The sequence below is a fragment of the Bacteroides salyersiae WAL 10018 = DSM 18765 = JCM 12988 genome, from assembly GCF_000381365.1.
In the GTDB taxonomy this organism is placed as follows: Bacteria; Bacteroidota; Bacteroidia; order Bacteroidales; family Bacteroidaceae; genus Bacteroides; species Bacteroides salyersiae.
In genome coordinates, this window is the sequence record NZ_KB905466.1 from 1,243,438 (window position 1) to 1,269,012 (window position 25,575).

The 25,575-nt window shown below is 45.3% G+C and carries 8 protein-coding genes; all 8 read right to left on the reverse strand.

What is annotated here, in order from left to right; translation table 11 throughout:
* Window positions 1–10: 10 nt before the first annotated feature.
* Window positions 11–4,417: a hybrid sensor histidine kinase/response regulator transcription factor gene (locus HMPREF1532_RS04795; RefSeq protein ID WP_005925600.1), complete on the reverse strand. Its 4,407-nt coding sequence runs from the start codon at window positions 4,415–4,417 to the stop codon at window positions 11–13.
* Between the two features lie 76 nt (window positions 4,418–4,493).
* Window positions 4,494–7,118 (reverse strand): glycoside hydrolase family 2 protein, encoded by a 2,625-nt coding sequence (locus HMPREF1532_RS04800; RefSeq protein WP_005925603.1) that lies wholly within the window; start codon window positions 7,116–7,118, stop codon window positions 4,494–4,496.
* 136 nt (window positions 7,119–7,254) lie between these two features.
* Window positions 7,255–9,507 carry a DUF5703 domain-containing protein gene (locus HMPREF1532_RS04805; RefSeq protein ID WP_005925606.1) on the reverse strand — a complete coding sequence of 751 codons (2,253 nt, stop codon included), beginning with the start codon at window positions 9,505–9,507 and terminating at the stop codon, window positions 7,255–7,257.
* 3 nt (window positions 9,508–9,510) lie between these two features.
* The gene (locus HMPREF1532_RS04810) at window positions 9,511–10,899 is read right to left on the reverse strand and encodes a sialate O-acetylesterase (RefSeq protein WP_005925609.1); all 1,389 of its coding nucleotides are present in this window, start codon (window positions 10,897–10,899) and stop codon (window positions 9,511–9,513) included.
* 157 nt (window positions 10,900–11,056) lie between these two features.
* The gene (locus tag HMPREF1532_RS04815) at window positions 11,057–14,386 is read right to left on the reverse strand and encodes a glycosyl hydrolase (RefSeq protein ID WP_053253371.1); all 3,330 of its coding nucleotides are present in this window, start codon (window positions 14,384–14,386) and stop codon (window positions 11,057–11,059) included.
* A gap of 460 nt (window positions 14,387–14,846) precedes the next feature.
* Entirely contained in the window at window positions 14,847–17,783 is a 2,937-nt protein-coding gene (locus HMPREF1532_RS04820) for a glycoside hydrolase family 2 protein (protein ID WP_005925615.1), read from the reverse strand.
* A 179-nt stretch (window positions 17,784–17,962) separates the two neighbouring features.
* Entirely contained in the window at window positions 17,963–21,310 is a 3,348-nt protein-coding gene (locus HMPREF1532_RS04825; protein WP_005925618.1) for a glycoside hydrolase family 2 TIM barrel-domain containing protein, read from the reverse strand.
* Between the two features lie 36 nt (window positions 21,311–21,346).
* Window positions 21,347–25,555, reverse strand: coding sequence for a beta-d-glucuronidase/beta-L-arabinofuranosidase (locus HMPREF1532_RS04830; protein ID WP_025818952.1), 4,209 nt, complete (start codon window positions 25,553–25,555; stop codon window positions 21,347–21,349).
* Window positions 25,556–25,575: the final 20 nt, after the last annotated feature.

A 25,575-nucleotide genomic window follows, 5' to 3' on the forward strand; every position in this document is an offset into this window, starting at 1 on the left:
GGGTTTGTACTTAACCGGTTGCACTTTTACGCACTTCATTTATATATTCACGAGGAGTCTGGTTGTATTTCTTACGGAAACATTTACTGTAATAACCCGAGTCCTTAAATCCTACCGCAAATGCGATCTCCGAAATGCTCATATTCGTATTCTTTATCAATTCAACCGATTTATTCAGACGAATCTCCTTTACCAAATCTACAGGTGCCAGTCCGATCAAACTTTTCAATTTCTTAAAGAATGCAGAACGACTTAAACCGATGGTTGTAGCAATCGCATCAATATTAAAATCACTATTATCCAGATTCTCTTCAATTATCTGATGAATCTTCTCCAAAAATTGCACATCCTTCTTTACCAGATATTGTTCATACCCACTTTCTTCCGTCTCAGTTGCGGTGTCATTCATCTGTTTCCAAAGACGTTCTTGAAACATTTGGCGATCATTCAGCAACTGTTCAATACGAGCAATCAGATACTCTTTGCTAAACGGTTTCGTTATATAAGCATTTGCCCCCAAGCTGATTGCTTTGGTTTTAGCTTCATCAGAACTTTTGGCAGTCAACATAATAACTGGGATATGACTAATCTGAAAATCCTTTCGTATACATGTCAACATTTCCATTCCGTCCATTTCCGGCATCATCTGATCAGTCACTACAATATCAGGGTGATATAAATGTACTTTTTTAAGTCCTTCTACTCCATTATGAGCTAAATAGACATTGTATTTATCTTCCAGTTGTAGTTTTATCAGATTTCCCAAATCCTTATTATCTTCCACCAATAATAAGCTGGGCAAAGAATTATCAACCGGTTCTTTCTCTATATTTTCTTCACTAATTGATGGAATATCAGCCCCTTCTACCTCGTCTCCACTATCGGTTCCTCCCAAATAAAAATCAACTTCCAGCTCTTTATAATGTTTCTTCCCTAACAAAAGCTGGATGATAAATGCCGCTCCGGAAGGTTGAAGGTTTTCTGCTTTAATTGTTCCATGATGTAGAGCTATTATTTCTTTTGATAGAGCTAAACCAATACCTGTACCTTGATAATAAGAGGTATGGGCATTTCCTCCTTGTGAGAAACGCTCGAATATCTCGGTCAACTTATTCTGTGGAATACCAATACCGGTATCTTCTACACGGATAAAACAAGAATGCTCACCCTCAGATACACCTGCTGAAATGAATATACTTCCACCAGACGGTGTAAACTTAAAAGCATTGGATATCACATTCCTTAAAACAATTTCCAATTTCTCTTTATCGCCCCATACCAAAATAGGTTCATCGGAAACAGAAAAAGAATAAGCGATCTCATTTTCCTCCGACAAGATCCGAAACTCTTTTTGAAAAGACTCCAGCATCTCATTCAGATTGATTTGAGAAACATGCAAACGCATTTTTCCATTCTGTATCTTTCTAAAGTCCAATATCTGATTTACCAAATTCAGCATTCGATTCGTATTCTTCTCCATTAGATCCACATATTGTATCCCCTTCGGAGTCAGATTTTCTTTCTCCTTCAATTCCTGAATAGGCCCTTTGATAAGAGTTAACGGTGTCCGAAGTTCATGCGAAATATTCGTAAAGAATTTTATCTTTAATTCCGATAATTTCTGTTCAATATAAACGTCATTCTTCATTCGAATCATCAAATAGGAAACCCGTATCACCACGATAAGAAGTGTAATACCTAAAACTGCGTAAATGCAATAAGCCCACCAACTTAACCACCAAGGAGGCAATATGCGTATAGCCAAAGTTGTCTCGTAGATTTGTTCCGGATTAGCTTCATCAACCGTTCTCACACGAAATACATATTTTCCCGGACGTACATTAGTATAGGAAGCGATCCGATTCCTACCATTATAGTGCCACTCCTTTTCATAACCTTCGAGCATGTACTTATAAGATATACGATTCTGATTAATGAAATTGAGAGCAGCAAATTCGATCGTAAACATAGATTGATCATAATTTAAGGTAATAGAATCAGCATATTTGACCGACTTCATCAAAGGGTTGTTTTTGAGATCCCTGATATCCTCATTAGAAACCTTAAAGTCTACTATATAAGTCCGGTTATTACAACTAAAAGTTTCCATTTTATTGGGCGAAAAGATCAAAATACCCTCTTTACATCCCACCCAAAGTTCACCGTTTTCAATTTTCAAAGCACTTCCTTCCTCCATTTGTACACTCAAAAAACCATCATATTTATCAAAGTTTCTAAAGTGTTCTGTCTGACGGTCAAAGCGCGAAAGTCCACTTTCAGTCGCAAACCACAAATTTTGGTCATTGTCTTCTACAATAGACATCACCACGTCATTGTTTAATCCATCCCGAATACCATAAGATTTAAATATAGGAGAGTGTGTTTCTTTATCATATTTCACCAACCGATTTACGCCTCCACCAAATACACCCACCCAAATTTGATCGGTAGCATCTTTAAATAGAACATAAATATCATTATCAGCTACATTTGAACTGGCACTGTCCTTCCTATAAGTTTCAAATTCAATTTGTTCGGGATTGTCAAAATTTGAATCGAATGACATCAAGCCATCCATTGTACCTACCCATATGCGTCCCTCATTATCTTCAAGCATATTGCGGACTTCCATATACAAACCATAAGGAGGATACTTTCTCAATCCATTATGTTTATGGATAAATGTCACCCCATCCGCCTCTTCGCGAAGAAGATTCAATCCACCTCCTAACAATCCCACCCATATTCGCCCTTTACTATCCTGAAATGTGCAATACACATCGTTACTACTAATAGAAGACGGATTATTCGTATCACTTTTATAAGATATAAACCGTACTCCGTGAGGAGAATTTATATCAAATTCTGCTTTTATCAACCCGTTACCTTTCGTAGACAACCATAAATTGCCCTTATTATCTTCCATTATATGGTACACGTTTCCTAAAGAAAAAACTTGTTTGAGATGTCCATTACTATCAAGACGATACAGTTCTTGCCAACGGGTACCGACCCATATATCACCGTTACTGGCCTGAAATAGAGCTCTAATCCCCATCAGATCATCAGAAATTGCACGAGATGCTGAAAAAGTACGCAGGTCGAGTAAACGAAACTGTTTTTTCGGAAAATTCATTCGGTATACCCCCAATGTAGTAGAAGCGAGCCAAAGTACCCCATCCTCATCCAATAACTGATTTAAAAACAATTGATTTGGAAAATCATTCGAAAAAGGTTTCATCTGATTCAAACGATGCATTTCGAAAGAATCTCTATCAAAAACCAAAATTTCACCGGAAGGAGTCAAAAAGAAAACACCCTGTTCACCAGCATCCTGTACATTAAAATCGCAAATATTTCCTTCACGGGGAAACGAATAGTTCCGCTTGGACTTATTTAACGGATCATAATAAATCAAAGATTTTTCTCCTATGACAAACCAAACCTTATCATACCTATCGACAAAAGAATGAGTAATTCCCCCTTTCTCTATTCCCAAAGAAAGTTTATTTAATGATTTGTATCCAAGATTGTATTCATAAATTCCTTGTCCGTCAGTGCTTAGATAAACATTCCCTGCTTTTGTGACCAATATGTTTCGTATAGGAGAAGTTATACCAGGTAAAACATACTTATTAACCATCCCCGTCTGAGGATTGATGCAATATATTTCTCCATATTTATTACCTAACCACAACAAATGATCAGCATTGAAAGCACATGTAAAAGCATCTTTATCGGCAGTTAATATCTTTTTAGTGATAAAATCGGCAGGCTTCTCTTTCAATTCCTTTCCTTTATCATAAAATAAAATCTTATAATCCATCCCGATCCAGCTCAGATGCTGTTGGGTTTCACAAAAAAGATCATGCTTCAATCGCATATCATAAACATTGACATCCTGCCGTGAATCATGTAACAATTGAATCCCTATTTTACCATGAATATCGGTACAAGCAAGTAACAAACTTTTATCCTTCGTCAACAATAAGATTCTGCCATCTTCTGTTTTTTGAACTTTAATTACTTGGATGTTTTCCAAATAGTCTTTCATATCATCATACACGGCATGAAATGTTTCTCTCACCTTATCAAACACATACAACTTACGATCTACTGTCTTTATCCATAAATAACCGTTCTTATCTTCAACAATCCGTTGTATCTTTTTAGGAGGAATATCCGAATTTGACTCACCTTTATTGTTGTATGTTTTCACCTTCACCCCGTCAAAGCTGCAAAGGCCATACCAAGTACCGAACCAGATAAAACCATCTTTTCCTTTTACTGTACAATTCACAATATTATTCGGTAACCCCTGGTCCACTGTATAATGTTCTACTATCGCGTTAGGAACAGACCATACAGAGACGCAAATATTCAACCATATGAAGGTAAATAACAATATTTTTTTCATTCTTTGCATAGATTAACGAGGAAAATGGAATTCAAAGATAAAAATCTTTTTTATTAAATCAATCCATATTTCCACATCATTTTTCAGAATTAACACCAAATTCGGTCTGTTGTTTCTCTACTTCCATTAGTAAATGCCGTTTTTCTTCTTCCGTCAAAACTGTTTTCCGGGTATTATTCACAGGATTCACGTTACTCTTAGGAACCATACGTTGCTCTATATAACACGAAGGAAGTTCCGGATCTACACTCTCAAATTCTATTTCAGCAGGAGTTGGTGCATGTGTTCCTTCAAACTGTACATGTGCTTTGATTCGAATCTTACCTGCTTTACTTGTTGAGCGTACCAACACAGGAGCTGTTCCGAATTCAACAGTTCGCGGGTTGGCATTTATAGACCTATCTCCTATGATTTCTCCTTCACCTTCTATCGTAAACACGATATTTTCTTTTGCCAAACGCCTCACATTTCCGTTATCATCCGTTACTTCGGCAATAACGACTACAAAATCAGACCCATCGGCCACTAAAGGTACCCCTTGAGAATCAATTCTTAAACGAAGTTTGGTTGAACGCCGGGAAGGCATTTTCTTTTGCGCACAAACTACTTTCCCGTTTATAATGCCTTCGGCCAATATATTTACTTTCTGCCACTTCTTTTGCACATAACTATAATCCCGTGCTTCCCAAAAGTTCCACACATTCTTAAACACAACCGGAGCATTCGGCATATGCCCTTTTGCATGAATTACCGGCAGAGTCCAACTTTTAGTTCCATCATAAACAGAAAGACGAACAGAATCGCAGTTGCTAAATACTACCACATCGGCATCTGAAAACTGCGACATTTCATGTGCTATATATACTACCGGACCACACTCCGCCAAAGGATGATTTAAATCGGGAGCCGTTTGACTACGATACATATGATAAGCATATTTAGGCTGACGGAAAGCATCGAATATACCTCCCCAATAAGGATCAGGGTGATAACCGCGTTGATGATCGAAAGGATGCCACTGTGCTCCACCTATAAACTTTCCGGTGGTACGATACATCTCGTCATAACTCTTGGCCAACGAGAGTGCCTGCACCAACAAGGGGCGTTCTCCCCAACTACGGCTGGCACGATTGTTGTTATTATGGGCATACCAGTCGTCTACATTCTCTCCGTATTCACGAGTAAATATGCATTGCTCAGGAGAATCCGTTTTCTCATCATCGCCAGGCCATCCATATACCACGTCATAATTTTCCTCTACACCGGCGGAATGTACATCTGCTGCAGCTACCGGACGTCCCGGATAAGGATATTCCTCTTTGGTTATTCGTAAAGCTTCCAACGCAAAATCCAACGGATAACGAGTCTCATTCAGAATAGGCTCCCACATTAATACACAAGCATGATTCCGGTCACGCCGGATCATCTGCCGGGTATTCTCATGTACCAAACGGGCAAACTCCGGTTCCTTATTCCAATATTGCCAACCCGGTGTCGCAACGATAACAAACATTCCCAATTCATCGCATGCATCCATAAATGAAGGGTCTTGCGGATAATGTGCGACACGGATAATCCGGCAACCGGCATCACGCAATTTTTTGGCATCCCGCCATTGACCGGAGTTCGGCAGAGCATTTCCGACATAAGCAAAATCCTGATGCCTATTGGCACCGATCAATTGCCCGAAAGGTTTTCCATTCAGCCAAAAACCTTCTTTCCCTTTAAATTCCGCTTTCCGAATACCGGCACGGGTAATTCCACCGTCCAACGTATTTTTGCCCTCCTTCACTCTCGATTCCACGCGATACAGATAAGGAGAATCGGGTGACCATAAATGCGGCTGACGGACTTCTATCTTTTGGTTGACAGTCTTCGACTGCCCGGCATCAAGATGTACCATAGCAACTACACGCTTTATCAATGTACCCGTTGCATCGACCAACGATGATTCTACCTCCACTTTTCTCTGCCGTTTACCGTTGTTTCGAACTTCGGTATCAATAAGAATATCAGCCTTTTTCTCACTAATGCGACCATAGTGAATAAACACTCCACCACCAGCCACTTTTCCGGCGTCCACTGCATCAGTTATAGATACATCAGATTTAGCAATCATCCACACATCCCGATAAATACCTCCATGATATGAAAAATCCAACGTATACTGACGTTTGCCCGGCGGGTAACTTTTATCATCGCTATTATCCGCCATCACTGCTATTAAGCAAGAATCGCCTGCCTGTATCCCATTCGCAGTCAAATCGATATTGAAAGGAAGATAACCTCCCAAATGTTCTTTTACCAAATGGCCGTTTAAATAGACTTTTTGTTTACCCATCACCGCTTCAAAATGGATAAAAACCTGTTTCCCACGAGTAGCAGCAGGAATTACAAACCATTTCCGATACCAAACAGGACCTTGATAATTGCGACAACCGCTGGCTTCGGCAGGCATTAGCTCTACTGAGTGTGGAGTAGCAACCACTTCCCAATCCGAATCATCCAATTCTACCGTTTCCGCTCTTTCCATATCTCCTTTATAATAACGCCATCCGGGATTAAAATTATAAATATCTCTTCCGCTGCCGGACAATGGGATAAAGCCAGCTACGGAAACTTGGGGACGATAAGCAGTATTCCCCCAGAAACAAGAAGGAATAAGTAATAAAAAAATAGATAGTAAGAAATTCTTTATCATGGCGTTTTAAATTTTATGGGTCATCTAATAATCGTTAAACTTATAGATCATCCAATTGTTAATCTTAGGAACTATTTAATTGTTAATCTTATATAGATCATCTAACCTAACCCTAACTGTTAAACTTATAAATCGTCTAATTATCGACCTTATGGGATGTAAATTCCGGTAATTCAATATCTTTCCGCCGTTCTTCGGGAATTACTGTCAAACCCACTAATTCCCCATCTTTCAGTTCGGCCTCCACGGTTGTATTTCCGGGAGCATGCAGTTTGAAATGTACATTCCATTCTATAGGCCAAGCAGGAAAAAGATGTATTTTCTCTCCAACCGCCTGCAACAGCATTTCCTGTAAGCCGATCATTCCACTTCCTCCCCAGTTATGATCGGGAGCCCAGTCGTATCCGGGGCCCCAGAAAGCGGGAAAGCGAAAAGGACCATCGGCCAGTTTAAGAGCGGATAAACGGACGGCCTCATCGGTTAAACCTAAACAAGCTGCCCAAATATTGTCTTGCTTCCACCCTACATGAGAACGGAAACGAAGTGCATCCGGATCATAGAGATATGTATTACGGGCAATCTCCAAATCCTTCCGTGCCACTCCGTAAATACGCCAAGGAAATACCGGATAGAGTTGGGGAGTTTCCACATTATTGATACGTTCCCAAGTTTTGGCGGGCGAAATCATCTGCTTTCCCTCCAAGGTACGAAAAGGCAATGGAGGAATGATGGAGAGCATTTCAGGCTTCTTACCATACGCCTCAAGTACGGTACGAAGAGCGGCAATCGTGCTTGAGGCGTTGTTTGTCATTTTATAAGTCTCACAGGCCGAACCGGGAAAAAGAATCAAATGTCCCTCTCCATCCAATGCTTTGGCCCCTCTACGAGTGGCCAGATAACGATAATGTTCTTCGAAGAAAGTAAGAGTACTCTCTATCAATGGCAGATAAGCTGTTATATCAACTTTCCGGTAATTCCTTGTTTCCAGAATCATTTGACAGAATTCGAGTACTGTATCCCATTCGTATTCCAGCCAAGCATTATACTCTACCCCCTTATCAAAATAATCAGGACGTTTTGTTCCATACTCCGCCGGATTAGGCAAACCGTAGTTCTCGATCTGTTCGGCAAAACAGGCACCTGCATGTTGCCAATAGATCAAACTCCGAAGTTCTGCATTACGGAGCATCCGGTTATAAAAGTCAAATTGAGAGGTCATCATATCCAGATCTCCGCTCTTTAACATCGGCCAATAAACCAGACGCTGGTTCTGTGCTGTCATCGTTCCGCCTCCCCATTTACGGAAATCGGGAGTAAAAGCCAGAGTGGAATCTACCAGACAAGGGTCGAATGTAAATAACCCGCCATTGAATTTGGTAGGATAATCACCATAGGCATTGCATCCTAACATGTAACGGAAAAGGGTATAGTTACGCGCCCATACGCTTGCCTGTACTTCATCTGAACGGATAAAGCTACGCTGCCAGAACTCCTGCCACCAAAGACGTGTCCGCTTCTTATCCTTCGTAATGTCTACGGCAGCAAGCGTCCGCTTTGCATTTTGCAACCATTTTTCCAAATCAGTAGTTTGCTCCGTATGCAAAGCAATGTGTACCTTTTGATGTTTCATCGGCTTTATTGTCTGAAAAAGCCAGGCACGATAATCCGTCCCGGCATACACCCCATCGATAGTTCCGGCATAAGTATAACCTTCGGCTCGGAGGACACCACCGGAAACAAGATTACTCAAAGGGTTCATCAGCAAAGTCTTCACGCCATCCAAACCTTGCTGCGACACGGTATAGTCAAAGACGGTCTTTGATGGATTCTGATGAAAAAAGACAAGGTGATTACTGGTTACAGAGATGGAATCGGCTGTCGTTACCTGACCTTTCGGAGTGGTCCATTTATAGGAGTTCTGTTGCCCTTCTCCTTTACGGATCACCCGGTCACGATGACGCCAATTCTCATAATACAGTTCAGCTTGGCAGGCTATGCTACTATTTATTTCCAGATGAATTACCGGATGATATACATCTGCCCAGAGTTGTATCACAGTCTTGCCGGCGGCGATCTCTACATAACCGTCTTCCAGTTTGAGCTCTTGCCGGAAATTTTCTACGTTTAAGAAAGGATTGGGTGATAAGCGCAGGCGGATACGCCCTTGTTTCAACAAGCAATTATGCTCGTCGAAAGTACCACTCCGACTGATATAAAACAAGACATCTCCATCCTCTACCCACACATTCATACCAATGTCCCCACCTCCACAAGGCATGGAAGCGGATGAGTCGGTACTGGGTGTTCTCCAAATGAGACCGGCATGCCCACTCACCTGAACGGACATGCCAATCATCCAACCAAACACAATCAAAAAAAATCTCTTCATAGGTTACCAGTTATCCGACCGAAAAGAAGATAAAGGTAATCCTCCGCAAAACAGGTCTCCTTCTACATAATTATCGAAGGCATAACGTACAGCCACAGGATGAGGAACCTTCTCACTTCTCACATACATTTTACTGCGGACGATCCATGCTTTTGCCGGATGGAAAATCCGGTCTTCACCGGCTACGGAAAACAGTTTCGATTCGAAGCACTCCTTTCCGGATATCCACATATCCGCCCGTTCAAAACTAACAATCACCGTATCTCCCTGTATCTCCATTGATTTATAATAAGGGCTTTCGCCATTGACACCTTCGATGCCGTAGGTCTTAGTTAATGCTAATAAGCCCAAACGTTCGCCGGCCAGTCTTTTTTTGGCAGGATGAATACCTTTCTCCATGCCAGCATCGAGCAAAACGGCCATACCGGTATGAGGAACGCGATGCTCTACCTGCGACTGCGCTTCGCGAATGAGTGCCGACTGTACCGGTTCCTGTCCGGGTGCGGTGATCAAGGCATAATCGTAAGGAGCAATCTGACAATAATAAAAAGGAAAATCTCCCTGTTGCCACGCAGCACGCCAGCCATTGATCAGAGTGGTAAACATATCGGCATAGGAATGGGGACGATTCGTATTGTCTTCTCCCTGATACCAGATGACACCACGCATAGTGATACCGATGAGCGGATGCAACATACCATTGTAAAGGGTGGTAGGTGTACGGTTTGGAGAGGTAATATCGGCATCAGTACGGGGAATCCTAACTTCGGGGAAGGCACGCAACATCTCCTCCGTCATCCATGCTTCGGCAGCCGATCCTCCCCACGCAGTAACGATAAGCCCCACAGGGACATCCAAAAGTTCATTCAACAGCCGCCCGAAATAATAGGCAGTCGCGCTAAATTCACGCACAGTAGTAGGCATAGCTTCGTTCCACGTACCGGTAACATCATACTGCGGAAGCAGGGTAGAGTGCCGTTTCACTGTAAATAATCTCAAAGAAGGGTTGGTACTACGCAAAATATCCATATCAGCCCCTTCGATGGGTTGATTTTTATATCCCTTCATCGGCATTTCCATATTGCTCTGTCCGCTACATATCCATAGTTCTCCTATCAAAATATTATTCAGCACGGTTAATTCTCCATCAGAGAATGTCAAAGAATAAGGTCCACCTGCCGGCGGGGTAGTCACTGACATATTCCACTTTCCCTGAGTATCAGCAGTGGCACGGTATGTCTTTCCGTCCCAACCGGTAGTCAATGTAACAGTTTTTCTTGGGGTAGCTGTTCCCCAGAGATTGGCGGTGGCTTGTTGTTGCATGACCATACCATCGGAGAAAAAAGCCGGTAATTGCACTTTTGCTTGTGTAAAGGCTCCGCAAAGGCCCATAAGGGCAAGACTAATTGTTGTTATTCTTCTTTTCATGTCTAAAAGCCTCTCCCCAGCCCTCTCCGGAGGAGAGGGAGAAGAGAGATACTATGGTTATTAATCAATTACAAAATAAACTTTGCCCCCTCTCCCACGGAGAGGGCTGGGGAGAGGCCGGTTAGGGAGAGACTGAAAGCCTCATTTCCAAAGGTCCGAATAAGCCGGCCGGTACAAGTTCTGTTCCGTCCAGACGATACCGTGCATTGGTCCATATACCGTTAAAAGGGGGTTCTCCACGATCCATACCTCTAATGGCATTGGCCCAAGTGTTGATGATTTCTATCTCCAGCGTATTTTTGCCTTTCCGCAAAGCGGCAGTCACCTCTACCTGATAAGGAGCAGTCCATGCAGTACCACATTCCACTCCATTGACTTTTATTACAGCTATGTTCTCAACCCGTCCTAAACGAAGATACGCCACCGGCATCTTTCTGTCATCTGTCCAATTGAAGGTATTCGTATAAACAGCCCTACCCGAATAATAACGGATGGAGTGATCCTGCTCATCGGTCCAATCAAAAAGCGTATCCCGACGGATCGTTTTATTCAAACCGGCAAAATAGACAGACCAAGGCTTTTTAAAGCGAAGCGGCAGGATATCTGTCTCTTCCGATAACTCAGATGATAACTCCGATGACAGTTCGGTTGATGCCTCTTTCGATAAGTCTGTTGGCAATTCCGGTACAATAGTTTCGTTCTTCTGATCCGCCTTGAAATAACAGACTATAAATACAGACTCACCGGCTGCCAAAGTAAGTTCAACGGATGTACGCCCGTCCTTACATTTCCAAGAGCGTGCTTTATACATCTCACCCGACACCGGATTCCAACATTCAGGTTGCACTTCTTTTATTCCTCTCAAAGATGCTGTAAAATGACGTTCTTCCCCCCGTTGGTTAGACAGGAAATAAATCTCGGCTTCGGGGCCTTTGCGATGCGTCCAAGCTATATCTTCGGGTACGATGACATCGCGTTCCAGCCCATAAGCGGCAAAATCCTCGAAGCGGTAAGGCAATTCGGGAATTATTATACCGGCCTTCCGCCACTCGTCGACTTTGGCCTGAACCTCTGTAGATAAAGGCAACCCGTCCGGATCCATCGGACGCGGCAACGGCAGGACTAATACTTTATAAGAAGCGCCACCGGGCAGGCAAATCCGACCCTTATCAACCGAAGCCAAACACAGCAGAGCATCTTTATTGAAAGAATCATAGGCATAGCCACGCAATGGATTGACCCAATTTTCGGGATCGGCCATATTGGCGGAATGGGTAACGCCGACGATAGTACGAAGCGGTTGACCGATATTAGCGAGCCTGTTTTTTTCGCTCTCTACCCGCCGACTTCCGAAAAGCCCCGGCAGAGAAGGTACCAGACGTTCGGGTAGAACGGCACGACGCGGTATCTCTTCACCCGTAAACACAGCGATGTCTACCACCGGATGCCCATATTGCAACAGGGCCTGGCAACGCCGGGTATAATCGACAAAGGCTTTCGCCCCCTTTTCCCACCAAGTCTGATCGCGCTGGAAGAAAAATCCGATACCATCCAAAGTCATTCCGGGACGACGATCGAGCCACGGATTGTGCACATATACGTGAAAAAACAGGCGGTTGATACCTAATGCATAATTACGGTCGAGCAAGGGTTTCAGAAGGGCCGGATGCTCGTTCCATGTGCCCCTCACTTGTGTAAATCCTTCAGCCTGGATAATGTTCTTGCCATAGACATGCGCTCCACTGATGGCATCGAGCATGTCATTCGGTTTGTCGTGGGTAGGGCTATTGAACCAAAACTCCCCCATCGGGTAATCGACTTTCTGATAGTGTAGCATCCCGTCACTAACCATTGTGGGAGCCACACACTCGGCAGAAAAGCGACAATCATATTCCCGGGCACAAGTAGCCAATGTTTCATAGAAAACATCTTTTACCAGTTCGGCTATGGTTATACGTACGTCACGCAGAACGCGTTCACTCTCTTCCGCACTTTCCAACGGTATACCGGCAAACAGAGGAAGCCAATCAGACAGGCGATATCCGCGACGCTTCTGAAATTCATCGGGAAAGGAGACGCTCCAGTTCTGGCTTCCGCATTCCCAACTATCGACATGCATGTATTTTAATACCTTACGGGCCAATTCATCTCCAACTTCGGTGAAAGTACGCCCAAACCAATGGTCGAATTGCTTCTTCACTGCCTGCGGATTGAATTTATCGCATTCCAACCCACGGGCGGCTCCACCGGTAGCATTGGTATGCCCGGTGGAAGTGTGTCCCATCCGAAGCAGCTTCCACCGTCCGGCAGGCAAAGTAGCGGCGGTGAGGACTCCAGAGTTCATGTATCCAGTCAAGTCGATGATATCCTGCCGGTGCAGACAATCCTTTTGGGGCAGTTCGGTTTCAGTGGTAGCGGATGCAACCCGCCATACCAAGCCCGCCTTTCCTTCCCACTGGTTAAGACGCGGCCCGTCGTGCAGGCGTAATTCTTTGATTTTGAGATTCGGTTTCCATTTGGCGGCATCCATGTCTTCGCTGCCCGGTTCGGTCCCCTCCGGACTCCAAGTAAAGCGAAAATATCGTGCCGTCACAGGAGGAAGGGCATGAGTCGAGTTTTCATCAGTGTTCTGCCATCCCTGGCGGGCGGGCGTGAATTGCTTTACGAACCGGAAATCAGTCCCGTTGTCACTGACAAACAGCTTTAACCGGTGGGCTTGATAATTATTGCCGGTAAGCACCACTTCTATATTGCGACAAGTAAACGGCCGTGAATATTCATATTGTATCCATGCCGTATCGGGATGAAGCGGCATCCATGCGGCAACGTCCGAAGCATTGGCACGGAAAAAACCGTCCGCCGTGTTTATCAGAGGGCTGGTAGTGATATTTGGAATATCAGGTTCCGATCTTCCAACCGGTAAGGCCAGTAAGGCAATGTCCTGATAATAATCCTGGTAAGCCTCAGGACGAGGTAATTGTAAACTCCTAATCTGCCCTCCGGAAACAATGGTGTCGCTCCATACCACCTTCTGCATCGACTCTTGCGGAGTGATCCAAGGGCCTCCGGCAAGTGCAAAACCATCGCAAATATGCATACCGAGTTTTAATCCTAACCGATCGGCTTCCTGCATACTGAAACGCAGCATTTCCCACCACTGTGGGGAGAGTTGCCGTACAGTCCCATTAAATTCTTTTCCCTGTTCCGTATCCTTGATCGGCATGAGATAGGCGCCTCCCAATCCGACCTGCTTCATTGCTTCCAGATCGGCCGTGATGCCTTCTCGAGACACGGCACCATACATCCAGTACCAGAAACACCAGGAATCAGCATCTTCCGGCGGAGAGAGAAAGCGGTTACGTAAGGTAGCATCCGACTGTGCTACCGTCCATTGAGGAAACTGCAAAAACAAGAAAAGCAGTAATAAAAAGCTTTTACTATAATATTTCATAGGGTAATGAGTCTGTTCTTTGAAAGAAAGACGCACGGATCTGCTTTTTGTACTCAGTCTTCCAAAATACTCATCTTTCCCACATATGATCCCTTATTCCCATCAAATTTATCCCCTTCCACTATCTTCACCTTTTTGCTCAAATGCCCTGTTCATCAGCGATACGAGGAGAAGGGCCTTACCGGTTCCTTAAGCACGGTGCTTATCGTCCGTAAGCAGGGTGCTCATCCACCGTGAGCACGGTGCTGACAAGTGGTATGCACGGTACCCGGAAACCGTATGTACGGTGCATAAAGAACAGGAAAGCACCTTTTCGCAAAGAGGGTAAATGTATCAAAACTCTCATAAACTAAAAATCACTCTCGCTACAGGCAGTTGTAACGAGGGTGATTTCGATAAAAGGGGAGTTTTGACATCCCCTTTGAAATTAGCATAGCAAACTTGTAAAACTCCAATAAGATTATTCAAAGCAGAGAATGATACTTCCTTTCTGCTCCCCATCCACCCATTTCGGTTGTGATGACGGACCGACAAGATCAGTCGTATTCACCTTATTGCGTACGGGAGGAATCACTTTCATCACACTGATACCGGTGCCCGGCAACGTATAGAGTAAGGCATCGCGTCCGTCACGAGGTTGATAAACCCCGATATAACTATCAGGCGTACGATTCCAGATACGTATTACCCCTTCCTGCGTATGCAAACTCATCCATTGCACATGAGCGAAATACCCCTTGAATTCCGGATAAACAAAACTCTCTCCGGGGACAGGATCGTTGTACTCATTCTCCCAAACACCCAATTGCGGGCCATGCAAGCGGTTCTGCCACACACGATACGGACCGTCGCCCACCCAACGTTTACTTAAAACCAGCTCTTCGGGATAATCGAACATGACTCCCATCAAATCGACCACACCACTGAAATTGTAATGGAAATCAAGAGAAACCCTGCCGTCCGGTGTTATTACCCAGACTGCTTTATCGAAATTTCCCAACCGATAGCCGGCAGTTACCGTAATCTTTCCGTCCGCTTCCTCGACATCAAATCCGCAGAACCGGCCGGTATCCTCGAAAGTGGAATAAGTTGTCTTTTTCTTTTCTGCATCCGGATCGTCATGGTTATAGAACTGATCCAATGAACGGTCGGCACGCCGGGCAGCTATGAAACGCGGCCCATTCCCCAAATGAATCGTACGTTCACCTATCCGGACATACTTCAACCGTCCGTCACGCTTACTGAAAACAAATACCTTGCCGCCTGCATGGATCATCAAATCGTCCACCGTTTCTTCTCTTGATGGAACTGCCCCCATTGCCGGCACCGGGCAAGGAACCTCTTCCAATCGATAACTATAAGTAAACAGTTCACGCCCAAAAGTATCCGTAATCGTAAGCATCAATGCATTTGCTCCACGTACGGCAGCAGGAATACGGACCTCACCCGTTTCATGAGCAGGAATATCACCACCACGGACTTCTCCTTGTTCAAGAACCTTCATCTCCATTCCTGTATCTTCGGCAGTGGGCAACTGGACGTAACGGTAAGCAAACCGGCAACTGTTCAGATTCAGAAAATCATAGCGGTTTTCTACTTGCAGCTTGCCATCAAAAGTAGCATCGATGTGTCGATTCATCACCTGTACAGGACACCACACTTGCCGGACGGTGTAATAACTCCCCTCCTTCTCGTGATGCGGGCCTACGATGCCATCAGCACCAAAGTTTCCCACGTTGTCGATAAAACCGTTCTTATCCGTCCGTTTCACTCCTTCATCGGCTAAAACCCAGATAAAACCACCTACACAACGCGGATGTTTCCGCATCATCTCCCAATAATCATACAGTCCGGCGCCTGCACCACCGTCATACAAGCCGTGAAGGAACTCGGTAGGCATAAAAAGTTCGGGCAGGCGCATATAATTCTGGCTCTCACCGTAAGAACGGTAATGCATCGTTTCGTATCCTCCGAAATTACCTTGCGGATGCAATACCGGCCGCCGTTGCGGGTCATATTTATGAAACTCTCCGTCCAACTCCGTATTCCATCCTTTTTCATTGCCGTTGCTCCACCAGATAACAGAAGGATGATTCACATCGCGAATCACCATTTCACGCACCAACTTCTGCCCTACCACCGTTTCGTGCTTGCCGTGCCAACCGGATAACTCATTCATCACATACAGCCCCAAACTGTCACACGCCTCCAAGAATTCCGGATCGGCCGGATAATGACTCAACCGCACGGCATTCATATTCATGCTTTTTATTAACAGTACATCTTCTATGTTTTTTACCTTGCTCAAGGTACGTCCGCTTTCGGGACGAAAACTATGGCGGTTGACACCACGGATATTTACCCGCACTCCATTAATATACAACCCGTCACTTTCACGGGTTTCGATAGTGCGGAAACCAAACTTTTGCACCTCTTCATGAAGCACTTCACCCCCTCTGCCCGACAAGATGAAACGGGCAGTATACAGATTAGGGGTCTCGGCAGTCCAGAGATCGGGAGAGTCGGCATGCAGGCGGACAATTGCATAATCGCTTCCTGTACGTACGGAAGAAGTGGCTTCTGCTATTTTCTTCCCATGGCGATCGGTGATCACCGTCTTTATCCGGGCACCTTCCAATGTCTTGTTCAGATAACATCCGGCTGTAAAACTGCCATCAGCCTGTGCATCAATGGCTACCCTACTGATATTCTGTGCGGGCTTGGCCACGATGAAAACCGGACGGTACAGACCACCGAAATTCCAGTAGTCGGCACGACGTTCCGCTAAATTCACTCCGGCGTTACTACTCTCTTTACTTACTGTCACCTCCAGAAGATTTTTCGTATCACCGAAGAAAATCCGGTCGCTCACATCATAAGTAAAACGATAGAAACCTCCCTGATGTATCTCGCCTGCTTTGCGACCGTTAATTTTGACTTCCGTATCCGTCATAGAAGCCTCAAACACCAGTTCGATTTGTTTCCCATTCCAAGCAGCAGGCAGATAAAACTCGTACTTATACATCCCTTTTTCATCGGCAATCCCTTCCGGAAATGCCTTGCCATAAAAGCGCATCCCATATTGGTAAGTACCGAAACCCTGCAACTCCCAGCAAGAAGGCACACCTATCTTCGTCCATCGACCGGAATTATTACCTCCGGTACAATAGAAATCCCATTCTACCATATCATCACACCCTTTTCCCGACAAATACCGGCGTTCCGTATTCACTGAGGACTGGGCATGTGCGCCTATCGAGATCAGTGTAAATGCACAAATGAATGTCGACAGGCCTCTCCCCAGACGGCCTCTCCCCAACCCTCTCCGTGGGAGAGGGGGCAAAGTTAGTTTTGAATCTGTTTTAGACAGAAGAACAAAAGAGCATATTTCTTGCATAACCTTTATTGGCATGGGCAGCTTATTGGCTCTTTTGTCCTTTTGTTCTTCTGTTCTTCTGCCCTTTTGTCTGAAAAATAATAATTTATTCATGTCTTATCAATTTAAAAGCCTTTCTCCGGTCCCCTCCGTAGGAGAAGGAGAAGAAAGATACTATGTTTTATCAATCAGTTGCAAAACTAACTTTGCCCCCTCTCCCATGGAGAGGGTTGGGGAGAGGCCGTCTGGGGAGAGGCCTGTTGTGGAGAGGCCTGTTGAGTCTTTTTAAGAATCACTTTCAACCGATGTTCTTTTTTCTCGATAGCATATCGCTTAAGTACTCCCGGCCCGCAACTGCTATTCCCTAAGCCCAACACAGCAGCATCCAGACTGAGAATAACATCCGGACGTTCCTGTAACTGATAATCATGTGTAGCCCGATAGATATCATTTACCGTATAGTGTAAGGCAGATGCGGAAAAAGTCTTCCCTACCGCCTCTACCCGGATTCCTTTTCCATAATCGTCCGTCAGTTCCAGAAAACGTACGTCTTCTTTATTTCCGCTATCCTGCGGTCGCGGATAATGCGTATATTGCTCACTCACTTTACCACTCCATAAACCCACGAAACAAGAAGCCTTGCGATCGGGATAATTCTCCCAAGGGCCACGGCCATACCAAGTGAAGTGATCCAGACCGGAACGGATTGGCAAGACAATACCCAAACGGGGAAGTTCAGGCAATACTCCCTCGGGACGGAAAACTGCTTCTATCTCAAGCTGGCCGTCACCGGTAATCGTATACAGCAGCTCCGTGACAATGCTTCCGGAAAGACACCGGACAGTACAACCAGAAGTGACCTGTATCGTTCCGTCAGACAATTGCCGCCACTTCAGAGGTCTCGTATCGTAATCGGGAGCATCGAGTCGATTATTCTGCCAATCTTTAGCCAGCCAATTACCGAAACTTTTATCATTATCGGTCGGTGCACGAAATATCTGAACAGCAGGAACAGATGGAAACAGACACGAATCTCCCAATACCGGAAATGAATCGAACTGCAACTGCATCATACATCCATCCCGCAAACGCCACTGTACCATGCAACCCCCGCTTTTAACCGTCAACAAGCCCCCTTCAGTTGAAAGTTGAGAGTTGAAAGTTGAAAGTTGCTGCGCCGTCACACTGCATCTCCCATCTCCCATCTCTTCTCCTTCTCCCTTTTCTTCCCCTTCTTGAAGGCAGAATTGTTCGGCGGCAACTTCATGTCCTGCCTTGGCCCAAGGCAGGTCTTCTTTCAGAATAATCCTTATCCAAAGACGGATATCCGCACGATTCTTTCTTCTTTTCCCAATCACTTCCGACAAGTTTATCACTCCGGTCATTCCGGGAAGCACTTGCGGCATTTCCAATTCTCCCGTCTTCTCCGACCGGCCGTCCACAGTAAGTGTCCACAGGCAACGATAGCCTTCCAGACCGATATGATGGTTGCGGTTAGTCAATCTTAACGTGTCTTCCTGAAGTTGCATCTGTATGGGAGCATATACTTTTTTCATTTCCCAATACTTGGGCGTAGTCTCCCGTTCACTACGCAAGATACCGTTGAAACAAAACGCTTTCAAATTAGGCCGATCACCAAAATCTCCTCCATAAGCAATCATCTCTCCACCACCGGGAAGTGATTTATACAAACCTTGATCGACCCAATCCCAAATAAAGCCCCCCAACATACGGGGATGACTATATATCTCATCCCAATACTCCTGAAAGTTTCCCAAAGCATTACCCATCGCATGAGCATATTCACTGGTCAGTACCGGACGTACATCATTCGTCCGTTCGGCTATCTCGAGCAAGCGTTCCCAACGGGCATTCTCAGCACGTTCCTCGTCAGCCCCTTCCGGAATTCCGGGATTCAAGTATTCCTGTTTCACACGAGTATAGAAACGGCTGATCATATCGACCGTCTCCGGATCGGGGCGCCCGTTCACCCCTTGTGCCCCTTCATAATGAACAGGACGAGTAGGATCGAAATCATGAAGCCAAGCAGAAATTGCAGCGAAATTAGGCCCATATCCACTTTCATTACCCATACTCCAAACCACTATGCAAGGATGGTTCTTATCCCGTTCCGCCATCCGGACGGCACGATCCATAAAAGCAGCATGCCAATCGGAAGCGCTCGCCAGAGTACCACGCAAACCATGCTCCTCTATATTCGCCTCATCCATAACATAAAGTCCCAAACTATCGCATAATTCATACCAACGACTCACATTCGGATAATGGCTGGTACGAACCGCATTCACATTTCCTTGCTTCATCAACAAAATATCCTGTAGCATGCGTTCTTCCGTCATTACCCGACCCAAACGCGGATCATGCTCATGGCGGTTGACTCCACGGAAACGAATCGGCCGGCCATTTACCAGCATCTGCCCATCCCGTACTTCGACACTGCGAAAGCCGACGGGCTGGCATATTTGCTCCACAATACGTCCGGTGCTGTCCTGCAAGGAGAGATGAAGAGAATAAAGAGACGGAGTCTCGGCAGTCCATTGTTTCGGATTCTTTATAACCGTCGTCATTCTCCCCATTTTACGAGGTCCACGTTGGGGAAACCATTCATTCATACGGGAAGCTTTGTGTTCCAAGTCCAGAACTTCTTCGGCAGAGCAAGATAATTGCGCCAATGAAGTGCCATCCGTATCCGTTAAAATAGCTTGCAGAGTGTATCCCTTTCCAGACTCCGCCCGGTAGACACTTAACCGGGGATCAATCTGTATCGTAAAATCCCGGTAAACGGAATCGGGCAGCGTGCGCACCACATAATCACGAATGCGGATATCGGGAGTATGTATCACATATATACTCCGGTGAATTCCTCCGAAGCGCCAGAAATCCTGATCTTCCAGATAGGAACCGTCACTATAACGATAAACTTCCACAGCTATCTGATTCGTTCCGGCATTTAAACAAGAAGTGATATTGAACTCACTCGGTTCCATGCTTCCCTCGCTATACCCTGCCAACTGCCCGTTAATCCATACATAAAAAGCACTCATTACCCCCTCAAAACGCAAGAAAGTTTGTCCGGTCTTCTCCCAACCGGCAGGCAATGTAAAGGTACGTCTGTACTGACCTACCGGATTACGCTCTTTAAAAGTTGTATACTCCGCCTTCGGTTCACTCGTCACACGAGGCGGGTCGATTTTAAACGGATAACCGGCAGAAACATAGATAGGAGTGCCATAACCATTAACTTCCCAATTGGCAGGTACGGGAAACTCCACCCAACGGGAGTCGTCATAATCTGTCCGATAGAAGTCAGGAATGCGTTCCTCCGGCATAGGAGTCCAGCGAAATTTCCACGATCCGTCCAGACAAAGCCTACGGTCTCCGACATGTTCCCCATAAGGAAAGAAAGCTGCCCGTGCCGGTTCCCGGTTGATGTGTAATACTTGATGGTTCTCCCAATCGGGTACTCCCACTTGAGCCGACAAGCCGGCAGCGACACAACAAAATATACCTATTAATATCCTTCTCATCGATTCTTTATCTTACTATATGATCGTATCTTCAAATTACTGTACCTCTAAGGCATCAAAAGCCAATCCCTCCATCCCGTCGGAAGTTAGAACCACTCTATACTGTCCGGCGTTGATATAAGTTCCGGTAGTAGTACTCATCATACGCCACTTTTCAGGGGTATCAGGAAAAGTCAGTATGTCATCTTTCAATACCACCCCTTTTGAATCTATAAAGCGCAGCCTCACTTTGACGGGAACACTACTGCTGTTCATATATTTAAAACGCAGGGCATAAACCTGTGCCAGACCGGTAGATATATTCCACTCGATGCTATTCCGGTCTCCTTTACCAAAAAAGATACCGGTCTGGTTCCGATGTTGCTTCTTCACATATTTTCCTTTCAACAGGGCCGCTTCCGCTTCATAAATCACCCCGACACGTGCATTCTTGTCTTCGGGCAAAAGTTCCGCCGGTGTTTTTTCCACAACATCCCTGTCAAAGTCTTTCCAAGAGAAAGCAGTGGCCTCCGGCATTTCCTGAACTTCAAATTTTCCCTGACGGGCAATGGCAATAGCCGAAATCAATGCCTGCCCGGCTTTTACTTCGGGAAAAGAGATGATCATCTTCCCACCTTTTACTGGGACATACACTACCTTTTTCAGTGCAGTATCATGTCCGCTCTCTGCCCAGATATCCAAATCATCCATAACAACCGAATCATTGATCGCCACATCAAATATACGGAGACCTTCACAATCGGTCGCCGCACTCCCTCCCGTACCGTGCCAAGGTTCGGTGAAATACAATTCTACCCGGTAAACCCCATCTGCTAACGGAAACTCATAATTCAATTTGTGCCGTCCGAAACGAAAACTTTGGAACAAAGGCCAATCCCGCGTACCACGTATCGGATCATGTGTCGTCCTTTGGCTGGCAAGATAGGGATTCAAACCATCGAACGCTTCTGCCCATGAATGGGAAAAGGTGGAGTTATCCTGTGCCCATCGTTGTCCGTAACTGTCTACATAAGCATCTCCTCCGCAATTAATACGATAAATATAAGTGTAATCCTTTTCTCCTTGCACGTCTTGCATAACAGGAGTTACCTCGTGATAAAGATTCTCAAACGATGGCGCTTGCTCCAATCCGTTTAATAAAAGGACATCTTCCGTTACCGGTTTCCCTTTGTAATAGCCCACGGCACGAAGAACGTTATAGCGGATATCCCGGTTTTCCCACATGAAATGTGTCCCCTTCCCATGATTTATTTTGCGTCCGAGAAAGACAGCATCACCGGCATCATTGTAAAGTAAAACACTGTCACAATTACTGTATGCTTCGATGGTGGCACGCCGCCGCCCGTTGATAAAACGGTCGGGCCATGTATGCGAAACGAGATATACCATCGGCTCTTTAGCAGCCGGTACATAATTGGCTTTATACAGATAATAAATATCCAAAGGTTCTTCCCAAGGAGTAACCAGTCCTTTGTAATTGAATGGCCCCACCTTGTCGATGATCCGGTAACCCTCGTCCGGCTGACGCCGCCCTGGATTATCATGGCTACTGTAAATCCACTGGAATTGTCCGCATACGCTGTCCCGCACACGTTCTGCCTCCCGAATCTTAATTTCCATCAACCGGCACATCCGGCTCTCGCTCCAAACACCTTTCGGATCAAAGGCTGCCGGCTCTGTATGCAGCCCGATACTTCTCCAGGCGCCATATTCACCATTCAATAATTGATTGGGACGGGAAAGCTCCTCACCGTAACGCTCCACATCTCCTCCATAAGTTCCGCTCCAATTCTGCACCACATTCCAATCAGTTCCTTCTCCTCCGTTGCAGGTCGTAATGATCCGCATATGGTGCGCGGTCGGGTCCATTTCCCGAATAATAGCGGCACATTCCTCCGCAAATTCACGCGGCAAAGTACTCTCATTCTGCAATCCCCACATGACGACCGACGGAGAATTACGCCGTTCCTTCACCCACTGCCGGAGCAATTTCTTGAAATTATCCCGAAATTCAGGCGTATCATACCAGACATGTGCAGAGAATTGCGTCCAGAACAAGATCCCCTCCTTATCCCAATACGTCTGATAATCGAGATGATGGGGTTGATGGGCATCTCTGAATGCATTAAAGCCGGCAGCCCGTATCTGTTTGGCGCGGGCAGCCACCTGCTCACGACTGAATGCGTGGCTTTGCCCGAACTGATGTTCATATTCGCATACCCCATTGATAAAAACCGGAGTACCGTTCAGAAAGAAACGTCCGTCTCCATCTTTACGTTTCACCGGCCAGCTAAGTGTGCGAATTCCGAAAGGAGTAACCACCTCATCGGTCGTTTTTATCTTATCGGCGGTTTTCATATCACGCTTTATCATACTGGTCAACTTATAAAGATACGGATTCTCCGTACTCCATAAAACCGGATTCTCAACGGACGAAGACTGACGAACCGTTTTTGTCTCTCCGGGAGCCAAAGTAACCTCTTCTACCAAACGGAAAACCTGTCGTCCGTCATCATTACTCAACTTACTGACAAGTTCTACAGTCTCTGTCCGTTCCCCGTAATTTTTCACTTCGGTATCTATGTAAACCGTAGCCGCCTGATCGTCATTCCAGATGTGAACGCCAAAAGGTTCGATGCGTATTTCATCTGTAGCTTCCAAAATAACCGGACGGAAGATACCGAAAGGCTGGGAACCTTCACTAAACCCCCATTCCGAAGAACATCCACCACATACCCAAGGCATGTCAGAAATCATCTCCGGATGCTCTACTTTCAACTCCAGTTTATTGGTTCCGTCTATCAAGGCATCGGTCACATCCAGAGTCAGTGTCGTACGACCTACCGGATATCGTCCCAGCTCCTTCTTATTGAAAACAATAGTAGCATACGTCCCTACACCTTCCAAACGCAGAAAATATCTCTTTCCATCCTGCTTTTGATATACAAATTCATTCTGATACATAGCCGTACCATGAAGATTACCATGTGTCAGTTGCCTGTAACCGTAATAATCATCCCAATTATGAGGAACGGATACGGCAATGGAAGACTCCGGTCCGGAAGAGTCCAACCAAGTTTTCCAATGACCGGACAACTCGGTTATCTGGCGCCTGCCCTTTATATCCGGTTGCGGGAAACGTACGGCCGAACGCCCCATCGGTTTACTGGTGGCAATGGCAATCCCCCGCTGCTCACTATTATTAACCGCACAATAGAAATGATAAACTACCCCATTGTGTTTTATCACATAGCTTTTATGTGCAAACATCTCGTCATACTCCTTGCTTGGAATCACCAAATCCGCCCCTTTCCAATCTGTCCAATGCACCAAGTCATAACTCGCAGCAAACGTATTGAACGCCTTATACCTGCGTTCCGGATGAAAGGCGGAAAAATAAAACATTACATATACATCCCCCATTTTCTGAATATGGGCATCTCCCGTAATTGTACCATCACTCTCGTGTGCAAAGACCGGATTGCCCCCATATCGTTTCCAGTGTTTCATGTCTTTGGATAAAGCAATTCCAACACGTTCGCCTTTCAATCCTGTATCGGGGTGTCGCCCTCCCGCATTGTAAAACATAACAAAGGGTGCCCCTAACGTCCGGTCTTTATCCCAATAAACCGTACTTTTGTACTCTGTAAGTTTCTCCCACCATTGAGCGTCTTTATCATGTATGCTCACAATCGGCTCATCGGCAGATTTCCATTCGTGAGCAGTAGCAATATCCTGATCCGTCCATGCCAAACCGATATGAAGAGGAGCGGTAATAGCCTCATACCCGATACCTTCTCCACCGATATAAGTCATCCAATACTTGCCTTTATAAGATTGCAGCGTGTAGCTTCCTCCCCATTCCATATCGGATAATGCCGGAAATCCTCCCCGCTGATTACAATCCCAAGTATTCTCACGGAAAGAAAGTATACGCCCTAATGTATGCCACTCAAGCAGATTCGGACTTTCCGCTATCCAGGTTTCATACCCTCTTCCGTCCGTCGCCCCCTTTCCGTTGTACACGACATAGGTCATATACCATTTATTGCCCTTGCGAAATACCGTCGGGCAATCTATCTTATAATCATTATTTTGCGGAACAACAGCCAACCCATATTTATAAGGTGTTTTCACCTCCTCATAAATCTCCTCCATACGCTCTTGCGACACCTCGTATGGTGACTGTGCAAAAAGCGAACCGGCAAAAAGGGATAATCCGGCAATAAGCGCTGCTTTTCTCATATTCAACTGCATTGAGTAAG

Bases quoted from the DNA above. Each gene is read 5' to 3' on its own strand.
- HMPREF1532_RS04795 (WP_005925600.1), bottom strand. From the start codon at position 4,417: ATGAAAAAAATATTGTTATTTACCTTCATATGGTTGAATATTTGCGTC.
- HMPREF1532_RS04800 (WP_005925603.1), bottom strand. From the start codon at position 7,118: ATGATAAAGAATTTCTTACTATCTATTTTTTTATTACTTATTCCTTCT.
- HMPREF1532_RS04805 (WP_005925606.1), bottom strand. From the start codon at position 9,507: ATGAAGAGATTTTTTTTGATTGTGTTTGGTTGGATGATTGGCATGTCC.
- HMPREF1532_RS04810 (WP_005925609.1), bottom strand. From the start codon at position 10,899: ATGGGCCTTTGCGGAGCCTTTACACAAGCAAAAGTGCAATTACCGGCT.
- HMPREF1532_RS04815 (WP_053253371.1), bottom strand. From the start codon at position 14,386: ATGAAATATTATAGTAAAAGCTTTTTATTACTGCTTTTCTTGTTTTTG.
- HMPREF1532_RS04820 (WP_005925615.1), bottom strand. From the start codon at position 17,783: ATGCAAGAAATATGCTCTTTTGTTCTTCTGTCTAAAACAGATTCAAAA.
- HMPREF1532_RS04825 (WP_005925618.1), bottom strand. From the start codon at position 21,310: ATGAGAAGGATATTAATAGGTATATTTTGTTGTGTCGCTGCCGGCTTG.
- HMPREF1532_RS04830 (WP_025818952.1), bottom strand. From the start codon at position 25,555: ATGAGAAAAGCAGCGCTTATTGCCGGATTATCCCTTTTTGCCGGTTCG.